The organism is Bradyrhizobium sp. P2_E8, from assembly GCF_056403875.1.
This window is the reverse complement of record NZ_JBFUES010001487.1, coordinates 1-1,249: the sequence shown is the minus strand read 5'-3', so window position 1 is coordinate 1,249 and position 1,249 is coordinate 1. Positions and strand designations below refer to the sequence as shown.

Annotated in this window: 1 protein-coding gene; it reads right to left on the bottom strand. The window is 63.3% G+C overall.

The genetic code is table 11. The features are described 5' to 3' along the window. Positions 1-216: 216 nt before the first annotated feature. The gene (gene pstS / locus AC1D00_RS41655; protein WP_477014710.1) at positions 217-1,230 is read right to left on the bottom strand and encodes a phosphate ABC transporter substrate-binding protein PstS; all 1,014 of its coding nucleotides are present in this window, start codon (positions 1,228-1,230) and stop codon (positions 217-219) included. Between the last annotated feature and the right edge of the window lie 19 nt (positions 1,231-1,249).

The following is a 1,249-nucleotide window of genomic DNA, read 5'->3' as shown; positions in this document are numbered from 1 at the left end:
GAGCTTGAACGCGCTCAAGGCCTTGGCACGATCATACGGTCCGGCGTCGTCGATTATATCGCTCTGAACGGCCATCTCTGCCACGCCGATCCCCTGTACCCGTTATATACGCTTGCTGTCGGTCTTGTTGTTGGTCTTGCGCTCCGGATGCGGCGCTGGGCCGATCCGGAGCGGAGGTCTTTTGAGATCCCGGCGCGCTGTCCGGGACAGGAGTGCTCAGCTCTTGATCTCGGCAGCCCAGGTCTTCTCGATCAGGGTCACGACACCCTCGGGCATCGGGATGTAGTCGAGCTCTTCAGCCGCCTTGCCGCCGTTCTTGAAGGCCCAGCGGAAGAACTTGATGGCTTCCTGCGAGGCCGCCTTGTCGGTGGCATCCTTGTGCATGAGGATGAAGGTCGCCGCCGTGATCGGCCAGGACTTCTCGCCGGGCTGGTCGGTCAGGATGACGTAGTAGCCGGGTGCCTTGGCCCAGTCGGCGTTCGAGGCGGCCGCCTGGAAGGCCTCGACGGTCGGCTGCACCGGCTTGCCGGCCTTGTTGACGAGACCGGCGTAGGTCAGCTTGTTCTGCTTGGCATAGGCGTACTCGACGTAGCCGATCGAGTTCTTGGTCTGGCCGATGTTGCCGGACACGCCCTCGTTGCCCTTGGCGCCGACACCGACCGGCCACTCGACGGCCGTGCCCTCGCCGACCTTGCTCTTCCAGTCCGCGCTGGCCTTGGAGAGGTAGTTGGTGAAGTTGAAGGTGGTGCCCGAACCGTCCGAGCGGCGGACCACGGTGATCGCCTCCGACGGCAGCTTCAGGTTCGGATTGAGCTTCTTGATCGCGGCATCGTCCCACTTGGTGATCTTGCCGAGATAGATGCTGGCGAGCGTCTCGCCGTCGAACACCATCTCGCCCGGCTTCACGCCCTCGATGTTGACGACGGGAACGATGGCACCCATCACCATCGGCCACTGGACGAGGCCGTCCTTCTCGAGCTGCTCGGCCTTGAGCGGCGCGTCGCTGGCGCCGAAGGTCACGGTCTTGGCCTGGATCTGCTTGATGCCGCCGCCGGAACCGATCGACTGGTAGTTCAGACCGTTGCCGGTCTCCTTCTTGTAGGCGTCAGCCCACTTGGAATAGATCGGGAACGGGAACGTCGCGCCGGCGCCGGTGATGTCGGCAGCAAAGGCTGCTGTCGTCGATGCGGCGACCAAGCCGGCAGCGACGAATGTTTTGAGGAAATTCATGCTGGTCTCCATACAGGGG

Bases quoted from the DNA above. Each gene is read 5' to 3' on its own strand.
- pstS (WP_477014710.1), bottom strand. From the start codon at position 1,230: ATGAATTTCCTCAAAACATTCGTCGCTGCCGGCTTGGTCGCCGCATCG.